Raw genomic sequence first — 581 nt, forward strand, 5'->3', positions numbered from 1 at the left:
GGGACGAGGTCTCTGGGCGCGATCACCAAGACGGGGAACACGCACGCCCGCCGGCTGCTGATCGAAGCCGCTTGGCACCACAAGCCCGCCTACCGGCCCGGGAAGGTCATGAAGGACCGGTGGGCCGCCGCGTCCGCCACTGCTGCGGCCCGCGGCGATGCCGGCAACCGGCGCCTGCACCACCGATGGGGCGTCTACGTCGCGCACAAGAAGAAGCACACGATCGCGAACACCGCGATCGCCCGCGAGCTCGCGGGCTGGTGCTGGTCCCTGGCGGTCATGGACTAACCTCCCGAAGGCTCGTTCGCCGGACAGCGACAGGAACGCATGCAGCGTGAGGAGCGGACCAGCGATTCGACTGTGAGCAGCCCCACGGGGGCCATGCTCGACCTCAGACAAGCTCGAACGCTCCCACCGAAACAGGGTCATGCGGCAACCAACCCGCGCATATCAGACTGACCACGCGTCACCAGACACGCCGCATCTCTGCCCGGTCACGGCGAACGACGAAGCGCCCGCCGGACAGACCAGCCCGACGGGCGCTTCACCCTGCCCGCTTGACAAAACGAGTTACATATCAG

General features: G+C 67.5%; 1 pseudogene. It reads left to right on the forward strand.

The features are described 5' to 3' along the window. Positions 1 to 288 (forward strand): annotated as a pseudogene (locus ACQ143_RS14710) (IS110 family transposase); the annotation flags it as partial. Between the last annotated feature and the right edge of the window lie 293 nt (positions 289 to 581).

This window comes from Microbacterium pollutisoli (assembly GCF_053586795.1).